The 19037-nt window shown below is 62.4% G+C and carries 14 protein-coding genes (1 of these 14 only partly in view); 4 read left to right on the forward strand and 10 right to left on the reverse strand.

Going from position 1 to position 19037, the window contains the following annotated elements; translation table 11 throughout:
* A protein-coding gene (locus tag SYN63AY4M2_RS05725; RefSeq protein ID WP_099887263.1) for a DEAD/DEAH box helicase crosses the window boundary here: on the forward strand, positions 1–3402 show its 3' portion. Its footprint begins 1644 nt before the window's first position; 3402 of the gene's 5046 nt are visible here — the last part of the coding sequence; its start codon lies beyond the left edge, outside the window; it ends in the stop codon at positions 3400–3402.
* Here the strand turns inward: SYN63AY4M2_RS05725 and SYN63AY4M2_RS05730 are convergent.
* The 3 genes from SYN63AY4M2_RS05730 to pds all read right to left on the reverse strand — a co-directional run bounded on the left by SYN63AY4M2_RS05730 (position 3399) and on the right by pds (position 6668).
* Positions 3399–4214: an ABC transporter permease gene (locus SYN63AY4M2_RS05730; RefSeq protein ID WP_011429228.1), complete on the reverse strand. Its 816-nt coding sequence runs from the start codon at positions 4212–4214 to the stop codon at positions 3399–3401. The two genes, SYN63AY4M2_RS05725 and SYN63AY4M2_RS05730, sit on opposite strands and share 4 nt — an antisense overlap.
* A 23-nt stretch (positions 4215–4237) precedes the next feature.
* The gene (locus SYN63AY4M2_RS05735; protein WP_041438059.1) at positions 4238–5125 is read right to left on the reverse strand and encodes a phytoene synthase; all 888 of its coding nucleotides are present in this window, start codon (positions 5123–5125) and stop codon (positions 4238–4240) included.
* A 124-nt stretch (positions 5126–5249) separates the two neighbouring features.
* Positions 5250–6668, reverse strand: a complete 1419-nt coding sequence (gene pds, locus SYN63AY4M2_RS05740) for a 15-cis-phytoene desaturase (RefSeq protein WP_011429226.1) — start codon at positions 6666–6668, stop codon at positions 5250–5252.
* A gap of 177 nt (positions 6669–6845) precedes the next feature.
* On the opposite strand from pds, the gene SYN63AY4M2_RS05745 reads away from it, so the two are divergent.
* Entirely contained in the window at positions 6846–8084 is a 1239-nt protein-coding gene (locus SYN63AY4M2_RS05745; RefSeq protein ID WP_011429225.1) for a phosphoglycerate kinase, read from the forward strand.
* 118 nt (positions 8085–8202) lie between these two features.
* On the opposite strand, the gene SYN63AY4M2_RS05750 is transcribed toward SYN63AY4M2_RS05745, so the two are convergent.
* The 3 genes from SYN63AY4M2_RS05750 to SYN63AY4M2_RS05760 form a co-directional block, all read right to left on the reverse strand.
* Positions 8203–8553 (reverse strand): DUF1257 domain-containing protein, encoded by a 351-nt coding sequence (locus SYN63AY4M2_RS05750; RefSeq protein WP_011429224.1) that lies wholly within the window; start codon positions 8551–8553, stop codon positions 8203–8205.
* A 131-nt stretch (positions 8554–8684) separates the two neighbouring features.
* Positions 8685–10196, reverse strand: coding sequence for an AAA family ATPase (locus SYN63AY4M2_RS05755; RefSeq protein WP_011429223.1), 1512 nt, complete (start codon positions 10194–10196; stop codon positions 8685–8687).
* A gap of 190 nt (positions 10197–10386) precedes the next feature.
* Positions 10387–10758, reverse strand: a complete 372-nt coding sequence (locus SYN63AY4M2_RS05760; RefSeq protein ID WP_099812529.1) for a hypothetical protein — start codon at positions 10756–10758, stop codon at positions 10387–10389.
* 176 nt (positions 10759–10934) lie between these two features.
* Here SYN63AY4M2_RS05760 and SYN63AY4M2_RS05765 point away from each other — a divergent pair, with 176 nt between their 5' ends.
* Entirely contained in the window at positions 10935–11141 is a 207-nt protein-coding gene (locus SYN63AY4M2_RS05765; RefSeq protein ID WP_041438058.1) for a hypothetical protein, read from the forward strand.
* Here SYN63AY4M2_RS05765 and SYN63AY4M2_RS05770 read toward each other — a convergent pair.
* The 3 genes from SYN63AY4M2_RS05770 to pheT form a co-directional block, all read right to left on the reverse strand.
* On the reverse strand, positions 11138–12961 hold the full coding sequence (locus SYN63AY4M2_RS05770) for an ABC transporter ATP-binding protein (protein WP_099812530.1): 1824 nt from the start codon (positions 12959–12961) through the stop codon (positions 11138–11140). The two genes, SYN63AY4M2_RS05765 and SYN63AY4M2_RS05770, sit on opposite strands and share 4 nt — an antisense overlap.
* Positions 12962–13121: 160 nt before the next feature.
* The gene (argB, locus tag SYN63AY4M2_RS05775) at positions 13122–14018 is read right to left on the reverse strand and encodes an acetylglutamate kinase (RefSeq protein ID WP_099813268.1); all 897 of its coding nucleotides are present in this window, start codon (positions 14016–14018) and stop codon (positions 13122–13124) included.
* A gap of 100 nt (positions 14019–14118) precedes the next feature.
* Positions 14119–16596 carry a phenylalanine--tRNA ligase subunit beta gene (gene pheT, locus SYN63AY4M2_RS05780; RefSeq protein ID WP_011429219.1) on the reverse strand — a complete coding sequence of 826 codons (2478 nt, stop codon included), beginning with the start codon at positions 16594–16596 and terminating at the stop codon, positions 14119–14121.
* Between the two features lie 96 nt (positions 16597–16692).
* Here pheT and SYN63AY4M2_RS05785 point away from each other — a divergent pair, with 96 nt between their 5' ends.
* Complete coding sequence (locus SYN63AY4M2_RS05785; RefSeq protein WP_228375402.1) at positions 16693–18480, forward strand: DUF3352 domain-containing protein; 1788 nt, start codon at positions 16693–16695, stop codon at positions 18478–18480.
* A gap of 10 nt (positions 18481–18490) precedes the next feature.
* Here SYN63AY4M2_RS05785 and SYN63AY4M2_RS05790 read toward each other — a convergent pair whose 3' ends face one another.
* Complete coding sequence (locus SYN63AY4M2_RS05790) at positions 18491–18952, reverse strand: ATP-binding protein (protein WP_276307391.1); 462 nt, start codon at positions 18950–18952, stop codon at positions 18491–18493.
* Positions 18953–19037: the final 85 nt, after the last annotated feature.

Consider the following 19037-nt stretch of genomic DNA (forward strand, 5'->3'; position numbering starts at 1 on the left):
CCCTTTTCCCTGTGCCTGGCCTGCGGCGAGTACTACAGTGGCCGCGAGCGGGAGTTTGTCAAGCTGGCTTCCCTCTCCAGCGAAGGCCGCTCCAGCGCCACCACCATCCTTGCCACCTCCCTGCTGCGCCATGCCGAGCAAACCCAGGCCGCTTGCAGCAAGCTGCTGACTTTTACCGACAACCGCCAGGATGCCTCCCTGCAGGCCGGCCACTTCAACGATTTTGTGCATGTGGCCCTTCTGCGGGCCTCGCTCTATGCTGCCCTCCTCAAGAAAAAAGAGCTGGGCTTTGACGAGGTGGCCCAGGAAGTGGTGCGGGCTTCTGGCCTGGAGCTTGCTGACATCGCCCAAAACCCGGCTTTGGATCCCGACTCGCCCAGTGCCGAGGAAGTGTGGCAGACCTTTAGCGAGCTAACCGAATACCGGCTCTATGAAGATCTGCGGCGCGGCTGGCGGGTTACCCACCCCAACTTGGAACAGGTGGGCCTGCTGAAAATCGAGTACCGCGGCCTCGGGGAGCTCTGCCAAAATTCAGCCCTGGCTTCCCTTCACCCCTGGTTTGCCCAAACTAGCCTTGAGGAGCAAGAGCAACTGCTGCGGGCTCTGTTGGATCAGTTTCGGCGCCAATTGGCCATCGATGTGCCCGTGCTCAAGGCAGAGCCCCAGAGAAGGCTGCGCCGGCGCGCCCAGCAATATCTCAATGAGTTTTGGGGCCTGGAAGAGCATGAGGAGTTGCGGACGGCTCGCTGCTTTGGCCAGAACCCTTCCCGGGAAAACGGGCAAATGCTCAGCCTGGGCCCCCGCAGCACCATTGGTCGCTTCCTCCGCAGGCGCCTTGATCTGAACCAAGAAGCCTACGACAGGTTTTTGGAGTCCCTGCTGTCTCTCCTGGTCAGACAGGGCCTGCTACGGCGCCACGTGGAAAATGGCCAGGTAGCCTACCAGCTAGACGCCGGCTGTCTGCACTGGTGTCTGGGGGATGGCCTGCCGCCGCCGGATCCTCTGTATTCCCGCAGCGCCCAGCAGGAGGGCTACACCTCCGTCCGCCGTCCCATCAACCCCTTCTTCCAGGAGCTCTACCGAGCCGGGGCAGCAGGGCTGGGATCCCTGGAAGCCAGAGAGCACACCGCCCAGGTGGTTCAGCCGGGGGAGCGGGAGCGGCGAGAGAGACGCTTCCGCAATGAGCCCGGGGAGCGCCGCCTTCCCTACCTCATTTGCTCTCCCACCCTAGAGCTGGGGGTCGACATTGCCGATCTGGATCTGGTGCACCTGCGCAACGTTCCCCCAACGCCAGCCAACTACGCCCAGCGCAGCGGTCGGGCCGGTCGCCAGGGGCAGCCGGGGCTCATCCTCAGCTACTGCGGCGCCTTCAACAGCCACGACCAGTACTACTTTCGCCGCCGGGCCGAAATGGTGGCTGGACGGGTGCGACCTCCCCGCCTGGACTTGGCCAATGAGTCGCTGCTGCGGGCCCACATCCACGCCGTCTGGCTGGCCCAGGTGCGCCTGCCCTTGGGCAACTCCATCGAAACGGTCATCGACTCAGCTCGGCCAGAGCTGCCCCTGCGGGAAGAGGTAGTTGCCTCCATTCAGCTAGGGGAGGCGGCGCGCCAAGAGGTGGCAGAGCGGGTGGAGGCGCTCTTGGCTGCTGACCGGGAAGTGCTAGAGCGCAGCGGCTGGTTTAGCCGGCGCTGGATCCAGCAGGTTATTGAAGAAGCCCCCCGCGCCTTTGACCGCGCTTTTGACCGCTGGCGGGAGCTCTATCGGGCCGCCACGCAACAGTTGGAAGCCGCTAACCAGCAACTGCAGACGGCTCGCCGCCGGGAAGACCAGCAGGAAGCCAGGCGCCGCCAGCAGGAGGCTCTGCGCCAGCGGAACCTGCTGTTGCAAATCGATACCCAGCGGGAGGAAAGCGACTTCTACCCCTACCGCTACTTAGCCAGCGAGGGGTTCCTGCCCGGCTACAACTTCCCTGCCTTGCCCGTGCGCGCCTGGGTGCCCCGCGGCAGCGAAGGGGAGTTTATCGCCCGGCCCCGGTTTTTGGCCATTCGCGAGTTTGCCCCCCACAACTTCCTCTACCACGAGGGCTGCCAGTGGGAATCGGTGGCCTTTCAGGCTCCGCCCGGCGGCCTGGAGGAGCGCAAAAGCAGCCACAAGCTCTGCTTTAGCTGTGGGGCCTTTGGGGATCCCTCCTTGGATTGCTGCCCCGTCTGCGGTACCCGCTTCGATGGGCAAAATAGCCTTTTAACGCAGCTTCTGGAAATGCCTAATGTGCGCATGCGGCGCCGGGATCGCATTACTGCCGACGAAGAAGAGCGGCGGCGACAGGGATACGAGCTGCAGACTTTCTTTCAGTTTGCTCCCGAAAGTTCAGGCTACCGCGTCCAGGAAGCCGACGTGCTAAGGGGCGAAACTCCCCTGCTGCAGTTGCGCTATGCCCCAGCCGCCACGCTGCTGCGCATCAACTCCGGCTGGCGGGGCAGTGGGGGGCGAGGTTTCCTGGTCAACTTTGACAACGGCGAAGTCCCTTCTCGAGCTCAGCTGGAGGGCCATAGAGCCAGCTCGTCTAGCCAGATGTCCTTGCAGCCCATCCGCCTGGCAGTGCGCGCTACCCAAAACCTCTTGCTGGTGCGGCTGGTTCAGCCCAGCCTGGGGAATCTGCAGGCCCTAGAAACGACCCTGCGCTACGCCCTCAAGCGGGGGATCGAAGAGACTTTTGAGCTGGAAGAGACGGAGCTGGCCGCCGAGTCCATCGGCCAGGGATCCCATCGGGCCCTGCTGTTCTACGAGACGGCAGAAGGGGGAGCCGGCGTCCTGCGGCGGCTGGTGGAGGAACCCCAGGCCCTTGCCGAAGTGGCCCAGGCGGCGCTAGAGATCTGCCACTTCCAGCTCTCAGAAGCCGGGATCCAAGACCTGCGGCCCGAGTGCCGCGCAGCCTGCTACGAGTGTCTGCTCAGCTACGCCAACCAACGGGAGGCGCTGGAGCTCGACCGATACAAGATTCGAGATCTTCTGGGGGAGCTGGCCCATAGCCGCACCGAGCTGCGTCCCCTGGGCCGCTCCCGCCAAGAGCAACTGGAGTGGCTGCGCCAGCTCCTCGACCCTCGCTCCGAATTGGAGCGCCGCTTCCTGGAGCTGCTGGCCGAAGGGGGCTATCGCCTTCCCGATGAGGCCCAGAAAGCCCTCGCCGAGCCCCGCTGCGTGGCCGACTTCTTCTACGATCCCAACATCTGCATCTTCTGCGACGGCGCAGTGCACGACGATCCCGCCCAGGCTGCCCAGGATCGCCAACTGCGCTCTCAGCTTTTGGGGCACGGCTACCGAGTAATTGCCCTGCGCTACGACCAAGACCTGCGGGAGCAACTGGCTCGCTACCCAGAGGTGTTTGGCAAGGGCAACTAATCCTGCTGGTGGGAAAACAGGTAAGCTCCCACCAGGGCCAGGATGGCCGCCAACCCTGCCAGCACCGCCACGGTGTACCAAGGGAACTCCGCCAGGGGCTGGTAGGCGGCTGCCCGCATGCCGATGCTGGCGTAGGAAAGGGGCAGGCAATAGACCAAGACCTGCAGGTAACTTGGCAACTGACTGGGATCAAAAAACGTGGCCCCCAGAAAGGACATGGGCGTAATCAGAAAGTTAGTCAGCACCCCCACACTCTCCAGGCTGGGCACCTTCAAGCCGGCGATTACCCCAATGCCGGCAAAGACGGCGCAATCCAAAAGCAGCACCAGCAGCGACAGGGGATGGAGCAGGCCCCAAGCACCGGTGCCCAGCACCCCCACCGCCAACACCCCCAAAGCCGTGAGCAAGCCGCGGACAATGCCCGCCAGCACCTTGCCCAAATGCAGCGCCAGCGGGTGTACCGGCAGCAACAGCAATTCCTCAAAGCTTTTGGTAAACAGCCGCGATCCGCAAATGGAGAAGGTGGTGCCGGCAAAGCTGATGGTCATGGCCGAAAGAGCCACCATCCCCGGCAAAATGAAGCGCAAGTAAGAACCGGCTGCGGTGGTTCCGGCCACGTCGGCCAAAGCCTCGGCCCGCAGGGATCCGCCCAGCCCGACCCCAAAGGCGACGATGTAGATGAGGGGGGCCACCAGCCCCGAAGCCACCACCTGCCAGACCCGCCCGCGCAGATCCAGCCAGTCGCGCCAGAAGATGGTTAAACTGTCTTCCCAGATTTGCCGATAGGGTCGGTGCAAGGCCTGGTTCAGCATAGATCTTCCTCTTGCCAGCGCAGCTAGTAGCCGTAGTAGTTGGAGCGCCACGACCGCCACCAGGCCACCGGCAGCGCCAGCGCCTTGCTCAGGGTAGACACATAGGCGCGGGTGCGAAACACCTGGTAGTGGTTGCGCTCAATGGCGTTGAGGATCTGCCGGTAGAGCATCAGAGATGCCGCCACCGGCCAGCGGGAGTCCGGCTGCAGCGTGGGGATCCCCCGTTCCGCTTGGGCATAGAGCTCTCTAGCCCGCCGGATCTCGTAGTCCATCAGGGCCATCCAGCGCTCGTCGATGACGTAGTTAAACAGATCCCGTTCCGAGTAGTTGAAGCGGCGCAGATCCTCTAGAGGGAGGTAGATCCGCCCGCGGCGGGCATCTTCCCCCACATCGCGCAAGATGTTGGTCAGTTGCATGGCGATCCCCAGCGCCACCGCCTCCTCGCGGCCATCCCGGCCCGGCACAAACCCCATGATCTCCGAGCACATCAGGCCCACTACCCCGGCCACCCGGTAGCAGTAGACCCGCAGCTCTTCCCAAGTGGCATAGCGCCGAATGTCCAGATCCATGCTCTGCCCCCGCAGCATCTCGCGGAAGGGCTCAATCGAGAGGCGGTAGGTGCGGATGGTGTGGATGAGGGCCAGGTCGGTGGGAACTTGCGGCTCCCCCCCCTGGAACAAAGATTCCAGGTGGGATCCCCACTGCTCCAGCTTGCTGCGGGTGACCTCCACCTCTGCCTGGCTGGCTTCCAGTCCATCCAGCAGCTCGTCCGTCTGTCGCAGCCAAGCATAGATAGCCCAGATGGCCCGCCGCTTAGGTCGGGGCAGGAGCAGGGATCCCAAATAGAACGTCTTGGCGTGCTTGGCCGTAATCTGGCGACAGAGGGCAAAAGATTGCTCCAGCGGACTCATCGGGCTTATCTCCAGGGGCGCGGGGCCAGATGGGGACAGCGAGGGCACATCTCAACACTACGGGAAAGCGGACAGGCTGGATAGCCCAGACGCTCAAGTTCCAGGAAATTGCCTTTCGGCGGCATTAAACCCCTGCTGTCGCCAAGCTCGCAGGCGAAGCAGAAGCTGGCTGAGACGGGATCCCTTTGCTGATGGCCTCAGCCGCCCACTTGCCGGAGAGGATAGCCCCCTCCATGCTGCCCAGAAAGGGCTGCAAGGTGTAGCTGCCGGCCAGGAAGAAGTTGGGAATGGGGGTGACTTGGGTGGGGCGGTATTGCTGCCGACCTGGCGTGGCTTTGTAGACCGAGCGCGGCGTTTTCACCACCACCCATTTGCGCACCCGCGCGGGGTTGGGGCCGGTGAGGTGCTGGGGGAAGAGTTTTTTCAGCTCCTCCAGCGTGGCGGCAAAGATCTCCTCATCGCTGCGCTCGATCCACTCGGCAGCCGGGGCCAGCACCAGCTCCAGCATCGAGCGCTTTGGATCCGCATAGGCGCGGCAGGTGTTGCTCATGTCGGCATACACGCTCAAGAGCGGCGAGCGGGAAAAGAGCGAGTGGTCGATGTGGGTGAGCTTGCGGTCAAACCAAATCTGCAGGCTGATCACCGGCACCCCTTCCAGCTCGCGCAGTTGCTGGAAATAGGGCATTTCCCACCACCGAGCCGGCAGCAGCTCCTTGAGCGCATCCACCGAAAGGGCCGACACGTAGGCGTCGGCAGTGACCTGCAAGGGCCCGGCAGGGGTGGCGAAGCGGAAGCCAGCCACGCTGCCATCGGGGTTGAGGTCGATGGCCTGCAATGCCGCATTCAAATGCACCTGGCCGCCGCGGGCCACGATGGAGTCCACCATCGGCTGGCAAAGCCGCTCCGGCGGGGCGCCATCCAGATAGGCAATCTTAGAGCCGTCCTTTTGCCGCAAAAAGCGGTTCAGAGCCGTCAGGGGCACCATGGCCGAGATCTCGTCCGGGTTGATGAACGCCAACGCCTTGGAGACGGCAATGAAAATATCCGTGTTGACCCGCTCATCGATGCCCTGCCGGCGCAGCCATTCTAAGAGGCTGTAGCGATCCATCTGCTCCACGTAGCGCTGGCCGCGCACCATGGCCGGCACCAGCCCCAGGGCAAATTTCACCTTTTCGCTCCAGGTGAGCATGTCGTTGTTGCGCAGGATGCCGACAATGGCGTTAAAGGGAGCGGGAATGTCCGGCAGGTCAAAGCGGGAGTAGGTGCCCGGCTTGTCCGGCTGGTTGAAGATCAAGCTGTGTTCCTTCCACTGCAGGCGGTCGGAGATGCCCAGCTCCCGGAACAGTTGCAGGGTGTTGGGGTAGGCGCCGAAAAAGTTGTGCAGCCCCGTCTCGATCCAGTCCCCGTCGGCATCTTTCCAGGCGGCCACTAGCCCCCCCAGCACCTCCCGCCGCTCAAACAGCAGCGGCTGATGCCCGGCATCACAGAGATACTTGGCACAGGCCAGCCCCGCCAGCCCTCCCCCAGCAATGGCAACACGCATGATGATGACGATCAAGCAACACTTTCATTCTATTTGCAAACCGTTACAATCGCTCAGGCCGCAGGCAGGGAGGAGAGGATTTCCAGAGCCCGGGTTTCCCGCCGGGATCCGATCCCTGGTAGGATACGGGAGAAAAACTAGAAAAAAATTCTCTTGGCTCCAGGGGGAGGGACGACGATGGCCAAACAAACACTGGGATCCCTGCTGTCATCCGGCTTTGATCTCAAGGGCAAGCGTGTGCTGGTGCGGGCCGACTTCAACGTCCCTCTGGATCCCCAGGGCAACATCACCGACGACACCCGCATTCGCGCCTCCCTGCCCACCATCCAAGCCTTGGCCCAGGCGGGCGCCAAGGTCATCCTCACCAGCCACCTGGGCCGCCCCATCCAGAAAGACAAGGCGACCGGCGCCATCCAGATCGCCCGCGAGGGCAATAGCCTCGCCCCTGTGGCCGTCCGCCTTGCCCAGCTCCTGGGCCAGCCGGTGGCCTTTGCCCCCGATTGCATTGGCCCTGAGGCCGAAGCCGTGGTCAGCTCTCTGGAAAACGGCCAGGTGGCCCTGCTGGAAAACGTCCGCTTCCACCCCGAAGAGGAAGCCAACGATCCAGAATTTGCCCGCAAGCTGGCCTCCCTGGCCGACTTGTTTGTCAACGACGCCTTTGGCAGCGCCCACCGCGCCCACGCCTCCACTGCCGGCGTCACCGCCTACCTCCAGCCCGCTGTGGCCGGCTACCTGGTGGAAAAGGAGCTGCAATTTTTATCAGGCGCCATCGAGAACCCCCAGCGACCGCTAGCGGCCATCATCGGCGGCTCCAAAGTCTCTACTAAGATTGGCGTCATCGAGCGCCTGCTGGAAAAAGTGGACAAGCTTCTGCTGGGCGGCGGCATGATCTTCACCTTCTACCAAGCCCAAGGGATCCCAACCGGCAAGTCTTTGGTGGAAACCGACAAGCTGGATCTGGCCCGCTCCCTGATGGAGAAGGCCAAAGCGCGGGGCGTGGAGCTGCTGCTGCCGGTGGACGTGGTGGTCGCCGATAGGTTTGACAAAGACGCCAACGCCCAGACGGTTTCCATCCACGCCATTCCGGAAGACTGGATGGGCCTGGACATCGGCCCCGAATCGGTCAAAGCCTTCCAGGCCGCCCTGCAAGGGTGCAAAACCGTAGTCTGGAACGGGCCGATGGGTGTGTTTGAGTTCGACCGCTTTGCCGCTGGCACAGAAGCCATTGCCCGCACCCTGGCCGACCTCACCCAGGCCGGTGCCATCACTATTATCGGCGGCGGCGACTCGGTGGCGGCTGTGGAAAAAGTGGGCCTAGCCGACAAAATGACCCACATTTCCACCGGCGGCGGCGCCAGCCTGGAGCTGCTGGAAGGCAAAGAGCTGCCCGGCATCGCCGCCCTTAGCGAAGCGTAGGGTAGCTCGGCTCATTAACCCAAAAGCAGCAAAAAGCAAAAAAGTAGGGGCTGAGTTCAGCCCCTCTTTTAATCTGCTCGGCGCAGATGGCCGCAGCAATGGCGAGACGGGATCCGGCTTAGTGCATCACCACTTTAACGTTGGCGTTGTTCAAGCCAGGGCGCTTCACCTCGGCCAAGGTCTTGTTGACGGCGTACTTCTGGTTGATGGAGTTGATCAACTCGGTTTGGTTGTGCTTCTTGGCCACGCCCCACAGATCGGCGATCAGGTCGTAGGAACCGTCGGGGTTCTTGGACCAGCCCAGATCGTAGTCGCCCTCCAACTGGGCCACGATGTCGGCACGAACACGCTGGCCGTTGTAGCCACGCACATCGGCGTTCAGCTTAACGGTGTAGCCGAGATCGCGCAGGGAGTTAACCAGGATCTGGCCATCGGTGATCTTGGTGCGCAAGGTGCTAAAATGAGACATGGTGTTTCTCTCCTTTGTGTATGTGTAGGGGTTGGAACATCAACACAAACAATGGGCAACGCCTAGCGGGGAAGGTTGAGCTTTAGCCGTCTCTGCCTCTGCCAAGGCGATTCTGGCCTTTCACCCCCCTGCTAGAACTCCAGCCGCTGGTACTCGGCTACAGAGGCTGCTGCAGGCCGAGCCCGCTGCTGGGCCCATTCCCTCAACGCTACCACTTGCTCCGTCATGGTGCGAGATAGCGGTTGAGTTGCTTTCGTTGCTGCCAAAATGTCCAGTTGGGTAAATTCGCGGTTCTGGGCAAACGCTTCGTACATGGCAGCAATCAAAACTTGTTCGATCTCCGCGCCGGAGAAGCCCTCGCAGGCGGCGGCTAGCTGGCGCAGATCAAAGCGGCTGATGTCGCGCCGCCGCTTCTTCAGGTGGATCCGGAAAATCTCCATGCGCTCGTTAATGTTGGGCAGATCCACGAAGAAAATCTCGTCAAAACGGCCTTTGCGCAGGAATTCGCCCGGCAGGCGATCCACGCGGTTGGCCGTGGCCATGACAAACACCGGCGAGCGCTTCTCCTGCATCCAAGTGAGAAAGGAGCCAAAGATACGACTGGAGGTGCCGCCGTCGGAGTCGCTGGAACCTGCCGCTCCGGCGAAGGCTTTGTCCAGCTCGTCGATAAAAAGGATGGCCGGCGCCAGCGATTCAGCAGTGCGCAGGGCGCTGCGCAGGTTGGCCTCCGACTTGCCGACCATAGAGCCATCGTAGACCCGGCCCATATCCAGGCGCAGCAGCGGCAGGCCCCAGAGGCGGGCGGTGGTCTTGGCGATCAAGGACTTACCACAGCCAGGTACGCCCAGAATCAAGAGTCCCTTGGGCTGAGGCAAGCCATAGGCGCGGGCCCGCTCGGTAAAGGCCTCAGAGCGCTGCAGCAGCCAGCGCTTTAACTCCTCTAGGCCGCCGACGGCGTCGATGGTCTCGTCTTCTTCGATGAATTCGAGGATGCCGTTGCGCCGGATCAGCTGCTTTTTCTCAGAGAGGATGATATCCACCTCTGCCTCGCTGAGGCGGCCGTGCATCACCACCGCCTTGCGGTAAACTTTTTCCGCCTCGTCTTGCGTTAGGCCAAGGGCTGCCTTGACCAGCTTTTCCCGCGCCTCAGGGCTCAGGGATCCGCCGCGGGGAAGCTGCTCCAACTGCCGGTTGAGGGTGCGCTCCAGGGTGGCCATGTCCGGCAAGGGAAAGTCCACCACGCAAATGTCTTTTTCCAGCTCGACGGGAATTACCTGCACCGGCGACATCAGCAAGATGGTTTTGTGGGATCCCTTCAAGCTGGCGATGGCATCGCGCAGCCAGCGTTTGACTTCGGTGTTGTCCAAAAAGTCGTGCAGATCTTTGAAGACGCAGATGGCGGGATCTTTTTGCTCCATCACCCACTGAATAGCCGGCTGGGGGGATTGGGTGTTGTGCTGGGTGAGGCTGCGGGGGTTGCCGTATTCAACAATGCCGTGGGTAACCGTCCAGACAAACAGGCGCCGCTGCGGCTTGAGGGTGCGAGCGATCGCCGCCAGAGCTGCCTCCGCCCGTTCTTCCTCTGGAGTGACCAGGTAGAGCAGTGGGTATTGAGCTTGGATGAGAATGCTGAGCTCTTGCATGGGAAACACCAACTGCGCGGAGGGAAATCTAAGCGAAACCGACAGAAAGGAAGGAAAACGGCGTCTGGAGTTTGCCTGTCTTCAAAGTACTTGAGATATCCTGACTTGCTCTTTACTAACCCTTGTTTTATACCCCTCCTGTCTGCTCAAGCTCACAAAGAGGCATACCTTTGAAACAGCGCAAAAAGCCTTAGCAGGGCACCAGCTCGTCTTGTCGTTGCTCTTCGGAGGCCGAGGCCGCTCCCCAGTATTCCGGCTCCACCTCTTCGAGGATGGCTTCAGAAGCGGACTGCTGGTGAAGCGAAACCACCTCCCCATTGCGGATGACAAACGGATGGCCGCACTCAGGGCAGCGGTGGACGCGGTAGGCGCTGCCTTGCACCCCTTCGATGACCTCCGGGTGAAGCAGGTAGAAGGTGAGGGCCTTCTCCGCTACTGCCGACATCGGCTCCCGCTCCACGGCAGCCCGAATCTTCAGATTCCGGTGCAACTCGGGTGGGAGATACAACGTCACCTTTTGCTTGGCCTCTGCGCCTTCCACAACCTCTGGCCGCTGACTCATGGCTAACTGTTTCTCGTTGTATGCCGGACTTGCGGTTCATGATAGCTAGTCTGCCGCCTTGACAGCAAGTTTTTAATAATCTGTAACAATTTTCTCGGGAATTGCTCAGGCTTGCGGAGATCGCTTGCCGGCGGAGTAGGCTAAGTAGGAGACTCAAAGCGGAACGAGCAGTCCCCATGGAACGCCTGATCAACACCTTCAGCAAAAACTTCTCCACCTGGAGCCGTCGGTTTCTGGTGCAGGCCGGCGACGGTTTGGCCAGCCTGAAAGACACGGCTTTAGATAATGGCAATCTGCTCCTCTGCAAAGCCCGCATCGCGCTTGCGGATGCCAGCTTCACCACCCTGCGGGCGCTTCGGTCTCGCTTTGGTTCTGGTCGCTAGCTGCCCAAATCTTGCAGCCGGTAGAGGTGGGCGTAGAGCCCGTTGAGGGCCATGAGCTCGGCGTGGGATCCCTGTTCTTTCAGTTCCCCTCGCTGCAGCACGAGGATGCGATCCACGTGGCGGATGGTGGAGAGGCGGTGGGCGATGATCAGGGCGGTGCGATCCCGCAGCAGGGTTTCCAGGGCGGATTGGATCAGGGCCTCGGTGCCCACATCTAGGCTGGCGGTGGCCTCGTCCAAGACCAAGATTTTCGGATCCCGCCACAGGGCCCGCACAAAGCTGATGAGCTGTTTTTGGCCGCTGGAGAGGTTGCTGCCCCGCTCCCGCACGGGGGTGGCGTAGCCCTGGGGCAGATCGCGGATGAGCTCGTGCAGGTGGAGTTGACGGGCCACCCGCTCCACTTCTGCCAGCTCGCCCTCCTCTCCTAGAGTGATGTTTTGCTGGATATCTCCAGAGAACAAGAATCCATCTTGCAGGATCACGCCCAGGTGACGGTGCAGCTCGGCCTGAGGCAGGTGGCGAATGTCCACGCCGTCGATGCGGATGCAGCCGCGAGTTACTTCGTAAAGGCGGCAAAGTAGGCGAATGATGGAGCTTTTGCCAGCGCCGGTGGGCCCCACGAGGGCGACCTTTTCGCCGGGGCGGATGGTGAAGCTGAGGTCTTTGAGCACCCACTCGCCGGGGTTGTAGGCAAACCAAACATGCTCGAACTGCACCTCTCCTTTGGCGGTTGGGGGCAGGTGGCGGGGGCTGACGGGATCCCGGATGGCGACGGGCAGGCGGAGGATGTGGTCGATGCGTTCCACGGCGGTGAACCCCGCCTGCAGGGCGGTAAACTTTTCCGCCAACTGGCGCAGCGGGTTGAAAAAGCGCTGGGAAAAGAGGATGAAGGCGTAGAGGCTGCCGAAGGTGAGAGGTTCTCGGGGCAGGGATCCCAGCCACTCCCCCCTGCCGGCTGCCAGCACCTGCTGCCCGCCCACCCAGAGGAGAGCGGCCACCGCCAGCCAGGCAACCCACTCCAAAACGGCGGAAAGGGCAGCGTCGTAGAGGATGGTCTGATCCACCTCTTGGATGTAGCGGCGGTTGATGGTTTGAAAAATCTCGCTGTTGAGCCGCTCCCGCCGAAACAGTTGCACCACGGCAATGCCCAAGACGTTTTCCTGGATCCAGGCGTTGAGCTTAGAGAGCTCTTCCCGCACGCGAAAGTTGGCATCGCGAAAGCGGCGCTGCAGCTCGACCACTACAGCGCTGGCTGGCAGGACGATGAGGATCAGCAGCAGGCCCAGATCCCAGCGCTGGCTGAGCATCACCACCCCGATTACCAGCAGGGTAAAGAGGTCGCTGACGATGCCGACCGCGCCGGTGGAAAACACATCTCCCAAGGCCTCCACATCGCTGGTGATGCGGGTGATCAACTTGCCCACCGGGGTGCGATCGAAAAATTGGGCCGGCAGGGCCAGCACGTGGGCGAAGAGATCGTTGCGGATGTCGCGGGTCATCAACTGCCCCAGCTTCTGGCTGCTATACCCTTCCAGGGCCTGAAAAACCCAGCGGGCCAGCAGGGTGAGGATCAACAGGCCCGCGTAGGGCCAGAGGCCGGCGAGGATCCCACTGTCGCCTTGGGCAAGCGCTTGGGCGATGGGGCCGTCCAGGGCCCGCTGCAGGATCAACGGCTGCACCGCATCGGCTAGGGCCAGGGGCGGCAAAAAGGCCAAGGCCGCCAACAACAGCTTCAGGTGCCGACGGGCATAGGGCCAGAGCAGCCGCAGCAGCCGCCAGTCGCTGCGGGGATCCCTGGAGGAAGAGGTAGCAAGGCTCACGGACTTCTACCCAAGAACGCTGATGACACCTCGTGGAGATTGGCGCGCGCCAGCAAGGAGCTGGGGCCCAGCTAAACCCGACAAGGGTCCGCCAAGCCGTGGTTCAATGTCTCAGCCATGGGCGCAAATCCCATTGCCGCACCGCTGTCGCGAACGAAGACTAGAGGGAAGCTCCGTTCCCCAACTGGGCAGAGAACTGAGAAGGGATCATCTTGGTGCCCACACCGGCATCGGTCAGCAGCTCCAGGAGCAGGGAGTGAGGGGAGCCGCCATCCAGGATGTGGGCAGCGCGCACCCCTTGGGCCAAGGCGCGAATGCAGCACTGCACCTTGGGGATCATTCCCCCTCTGACCACCCCTGTCTGGATCAACTGGCGGGCCGTCTCGATATCCAGGAGCGTAATCAGGGAGCTGGGATCCTCAGGATCCCTGAGAATGCCTGGGGTATCGGTAAGGAGGATTAACTTCTCTGCCCCTAAAGAGGCTGCCAGCTCCCCGGCCACGGTGTCGGCGTTGATGTTGTAGGCTTGGCCGGTCTCGTCAGCGGCCACACTGGCAATGACTGGGATCTGGTTGCCCTCTAGCAGAGTGTGCAGCACCTGCGGGTTGACGCTGCTCACCTCCCCCACAAAGCCAATTTCCGCTCGACCCTGGGAGCGAGCTCTAATGAGGTTGCCATCCCGGCCACACAGCCCCACCGCCGATCCGCCAGCCAGGCTAATGAGCTGGACGATCTGTTTGTTGACTTTGCCCACCAGCACCATCTCCACCACCTCCATGGTGGCGGCATCGGTTACCCGTAGGCCGTCGACAAACTTGAAAGGGATGTCCAGCTTCTGGAGCCAACTGTTGATTTCCGGCCCCCCGCCATGCACCAGCACCGGCCGAATGCCGACACAGGCCAGAAAAACAATATCCCGCAGCACCTCAGCTCGGCGCTCCTGCTGCACCATGGCGGCGCCGCCGTATTTGATGACCATGATGCGCCCCTGGTACTGCTGGATGTAGGGCAGGGCTTCGAGGAGAATCTGCGCCCGTGTTAGGGGATCACAGGCCACAGCCTGAGAGCTGGTTGCTGCCAAAAGAGAGGCGTTGCTCTGCACGGCCAAAAGTCCCGTGTAAAACTTCCCGAAGATCGTACTAGAAACTAGCAGACGGCTAGCTGCGCAAGGTAACCGGAAAGTGCTTTTCTAGCTGGGCCCTCACCTGGTTTTGCGCAGCTTCCACTTCGGCATCGGTGAGGGTGCGATCCGGAGCGCGGTACACCAGTCGGAAGGCGAGGCTGCGCTGCCCCGGCGGTACCCCTTGGCCGCGGTACTCGTCGAAAAGCTGTACCGACTGCAGCAGAGGGCCTGCCGCCTGGCGGATTACTTTCTCGATGTCTGCCACCGACAGCTCCAGCGGCGCAAAGAAGGCGATATCCCGATCCGAGGCCGGAAAAGGCGAAAAGGGGGAAAATTGCACTAGGCCCCGCTTCTCCAGGCTGGCCAACAAGGGATCCAGATCCACCTCAAACCCATAGACCTCCTCCGGCAAATCCTTCTCCTGGCAAAGGCGGGGGTGCAACTGCCCAAATAGGCCAATGCGGGATCCCTCGATCCAGATGCCGGCCTGGCGACCGGGGTGCAACAGCGGCGATTGCGCCTCGGGGGGATCGGGGCGAAACTCAGAAGTAAACCCCAGCCGCTCCAGCGCCGAGACCAAGAGCCCCTTAGCCTCAAACCAGTCCATGGGCCGGCTGTGGTGCCGCCAGTCATTGGGGTTGAGGTCCCCGCCCAGGATGCCGCCCAAGTGCTCCGCCTCCTGATAGGGCTCAGGGCTGGAGGGAGGGGCATAGGCAAAGACGTGGCCAATCTCAAAAGCCTGCAGCGGGCCGTTGCCCTGATCCCAGTTGAAGCGAAAAGCCTCCACCAAGCCCGGCAACAGCGCCTTGCGCACAGCGGAGTACTCGGGGGAAAGCGGATTGGCGATTTTGACCAAGGAGCTGTCCTCCTCTGCCGGACAGAGGGAGATGTGGTACACCTCCGTCAGGCCGATGCCCCGCATCACCTCGCGAATTTGCCGGGTCAAAGTTTCCCGTGCAGAGAGGGATCCCACCTGCGGCTCCGTGGGCAGGGTTTCCGAGAAGCGGTCGTAGCCGTAGAGACGGGCAAATTCCTCAATCAAGTCGATCTCCCGTTCGACATCCCGCAGGCGGTAGGGGGGAACAGACACCTGCCAAACGCAGCCGGCCACGCCCGCTGTCTCCGTAGCAGGGAGGGGGGGAGCCTCCGGGGCAACTGCCTGACAGCGGGAAAGCTGAAAGCCCAAGGCCGGCAAGATCTCCTCCACATCCTCTGGCCGCACCTCTTCCCCCAACACGTCGATGAGGCGCGACAGCCGCAGCTTCAGCGTCCGCTCCAGCGGTGGCCGTTGGTCAAAGGTGGTGAGGCCAACCACCGATCCTCCCGCCAGCTCCAAAATCAACTGCACCGCCCGATCCCGCGCCAGGTCGAGGGTGGCAAAATTAACCCCCCGCTCATAGCGGGCCGAGGCTTCCGTGCGCAGTCCCTGCGAGCGGGCCGAGCGGCGCGTCACCACCGGGTCGAAGAGGGCGGCCTCCAAAAAAATGCTGGTGGTGGCCGAGCTCACTTCTGTCTCTTCTCCCCCCATCACACCTGCTAGGGCTACCGGCTGGCCGCCGGCCACGATGAGATGGCTTTCAGGGTGCAAGGTGCGGGTTTGGCCGTCCAGGGTTTTCAGGGTTTCTCCCGCCTGGGCAAAGCGCACCTCAATAGTGGGCTTCTTCTTGCCCATGACCTGCAGCAGGCGATCCCAATCGAAGGCGTGCAGGGGCTGGCCCCATTCCAGCAAGATCAAGTTGGTAACATCGACAACATTGTTGATGGAGCGCATGCCAGCGGCGGCCAGGCGATGCTTGAGCCAGTCGGGAGAAGGGCCGACCTTCACTCCCTCGATCAACACGCCACTGTAGGCGGGGCAGGCCTTGGCGTCGGCAATGCGCAGGTTGAAGTTGGGGATGGGCTTGGCCTGTAGGGGCTGAACCGGCGGCAGGCGCAGCGGGTTGCGGGTGAGGGCGGCCACCTCGCGGGCGATCCCCACCATGCTCAGAGCATCGGCGCGGTTGGCGGTGGAAGTGAGATCCAACACCACATCGTCCAGGCCTAGCAGCGGGCGGGCGTCAGACCCCAGCGGGTGGGCCTTGAGATCCAAATCAGGCGGAAATTCGTGGATCCCTTCCGAAGCCCTCTCCAGCCCCAGCTCGGCCAAAGAGCAGATCATGCCTTCCGAGAGCACTCCCCGTTTCTCCGCTTTGGCAATGGTCAGGTTCACAGCGGGCAGATGAGTGCCCGGCGTGGCCACAGGAACCAGCAAGCCGGCGCGGGCGTTGGCCGCTCCGCAGACGATGGTGGCCGGTTGCTCAGATCCCAAGTCCACCTGGCAAACGCGCAGCTTGTCAGCATTGGGATGGGGCTCGGCGGCTAGGATCCTGCCCAGCACCACCCCTTCTGCCCAACTGCGGCGATCTTCAATCTCCTCCACCTCAAACCCCACCAGAGTGAGGGCTTCTGCCAATTCTTCCGGGGAAAGCTCAAAGTCCACCAATTCCCGCAGCCACTTCAAGGAAATGCGCATCGCTGAGCCATCGCTGCAAACGCCGCACCCATTATCGCTCACTCCGAGTTCGGGCCAAAGGCAAGCAAGGCGCGCAAACTTCCCCTCGCAGGTAAGATGGTTACGCCGTGCCGAGGTACTGGCATCGAGGCAAGACGGCGCGTCTTTCAGGCTGTGGATGTGGGTATGGGACAACGGCAACTCTTGCGCGGGATCCTGATCGGTCTGGGCCTTCTGGCTGCCCTGGTGGTGTGGGCTATCACCTGGCTGCTCACCCAAAGCCCTCTGGCTTTGTTGCTATCTCGCCCGGCGCTGCCGCCGATTGTGGGCCTAGCTCCCCGTTCCACCCAGGCGCTGTTGCTGCTGGCCGCCCCTCTCGAGGATTTGCAGGCATTTTGGCAAGCGGCAACCCCCGCTTCCCAGCGACGCGCCACTCGTCAGCAGTGGCGGAAGTTTTTCTCCGGCGCAGGCCCGGGCTGGTTGGGAGCCATGCTGGCCGGGGGAGCCCTGGATTTCGAGCGGGAGGTGCAGCCCTGGCTGGGGAAAAGCACCCTCTTGGCCAGCTTGCCGGAGTGGGGCACCTTGGTTGCCTTGGAAACTCGCGACGCGGCGCTTGCCCAATTCGAGCTGAACCTGTTGTGGGAGCGGCAGAGCTTGGCCGGCTTGCCAGTGCAGGTGGATACCTACAAGGGCATTCAGGTGGTGTCCAGCCCGCTTCCGGAGTTGCAGGGGTTCACGGCAGCCCTTTTCGGCGAGCGCTATGTGCTGCTGGCAGAACAGGCTGCTGCCATTCGCGCCGCCATCGATGCGTGGCAGTTGCCGCAGTTGTCGTTGGTGAGCAAGCCGCAGTTTCGGCAGGTGATCCAGCCGCTACAGGAGGCGCATGTGGGTTGGGCTTTCTGGCAAAATCCGGAATCGCCCTCTCCCGACGCTCTGGCGTTGCAGGCAGTGGGGCTGGGGCTAGGGGTCAACTTTCGGGGGTTGGTGGCCGAAACTGCCGCCCTTTGGCATACGCCTGCTGAGTTCGCTTTGCCGACGGTAGAAGCTTTTCATCCGCAGGTTATTCGGCATCTGCCCGACGAGACGCTAGCGCTAATTTCCGGACAGAACTGGGCCAACCTTTGGCAGAGCTTGGGGCGGATGCAACCCCTGAGCCTCTTCGGCCTGCGGCTGGATCCCGGCCAATGGCTGCAGCAGTTGCAATTGCAGGTGGAGCTGGACTGGCAGCACTTGTTGCCGGAAAGGGGAGAGTTTGCCCTTGCCTTTTTGCCCACGGATGGGGAACTGGCCTGGCTGTGGGTTGGCAAGAGGCCGGATGCGCCAACGCTGGATGAGCGGGCAATCGCCCAGGGCTGGCAGGTGGTGTCGATTGCAACTAAGCATGGCACCGCCACTGTCTGGAGCAAGCCGGCGGCCCAGCCGCAACCCCAGCCAAGCCACTCCACGCCGCGAGAAGACATCCCCCTCTTGGCCGGTGGGCTGCTGCAGGTCAGCGGCAGGGGAGGCTCTCCCCGGGTGCAGGCGGCAGAGGCTCTTCCCCAAGCCCTGCCCGCCATCCCGGAAGCATCGCCTCTCTCGGCCCAGGTGTACCACACCGACCGGGAAGGCTACTCCTACCTGGCTTCTTCTTTGGCGGCTTTGGAAGCGGCCCTGGCGGATCCTCCCTTGAGCGCCAGCCGCGCCTGGCGCCGCCTGGTGGCCCCCCTGCCCCACCGCAACCTGGGCTATGGGTACGGATCCCTGGGGGTTCTACCGGAAACTTGGCTGCCCCAACTGCAGGGATCCCGCTGGTCGTCCACGCGCCTGGCCTTCGCCACCACTGCCCTGACGCTGTCCGAGGCTCCCTATCCGGATCGGGGGCACTGGCTCCTCCAGAGGGGCAAGCTATTTTGGCAGTGGTACTGAGTGGAGCCCGTCAAACTATCCAGGGATCCCGGCAGCCGGGGTGAATGTACTTGCCCAAGTAGAGCTGGTTGCCCGTCTCGTTCCACTGCACAAAGTCGAAAATTTGGGTGAGCAGGAGCATTCCCCGCCCTGACTCTTCCGTTTCCAGGATGCCGCAGCGGCAGCGGTTTAGCTCCTCCTGGGGACGAAAGCCGGATCCCTGATCCCGCACCAGCCACTGATAAAACGGCTCGGAGCTGGCGTATTCGACGATCACCCTCTTGTTGGGATCCAGGCCATTGCCGTGGCGAACGGCATTGATGATCGCCTCTTGCAGGCCCAAACGCACCTCCGCCCTCCAGGGGGGGGGAACTTTGGCAATCAACAAATCCAGAACCGGCTGGGTATAGAGGGTGGAGGGAAAGCTGATAACGCTCCAGGAGCAGTGGGCTGGCTTGAGGGAGAGGGCAATCACAGGGGCAGTCGGGGGCACAACGCTCTTTTTCCATCCTAGCCAATCCCCGTTGGCCTCAGCCCGGTCGGGCCAGATTCCGGCAGGGATCCTTTTTGGCGTACCA

Origin of the sequence: Synechococcus sp. 63AY4M2 (genome assembly GCF_002760475.1) — a bacterium.
In the GTDB taxonomy this organism is placed as follows: domain Bacteria; phylum Cyanobacteriota; class Cyanobacteriia; order Thermostichales; family Thermostichaceae; genus Thermostichus.